Genomic DNA, 250 nt, shown 5'->3' on the forward strand with positions numbered 1-250 from the left:
CCCTCTAACACTTAGCACTCATCGTTTACGGCGTGGACTACCAGGGTATCTAATCCTGTTTGCTCCCCACGCTTTCGCGCCTCAGTGTCAGTTACAGCCCAGAAAGTCGCCTTCGCCACTGGTGTTCCTCCATATCTCTACGCATTTCACCGCTACACATGGAATTCCACTTTCCTCTTCTGCACTCAAGTCTCCCAGTTTCCAAGGACCCTCCACGGTTGAGCCGTGGGCTTTCACATCAGACTTAAGA

Annotated in this window: 1 rRNA gene; it reads right to left on the minus strand. The window is 52.0% G+C overall.

The window, feature by feature from the left end:
- Positions 1-250, minus strand: a 16S ribosomal RNA gene (locus tag MR113_RS27825); the annotation flags it as partial.

Origin of the sequence: Bacillus cereus group sp. BfR-BA-01379, assembly GCF_022663605.1 — a bacterium.
GTDB lineage: Bacteria > Bacillota > Bacilli > Bacillales > Bacillaceae_G > Bacillus_A > Bacillus_A mobilis.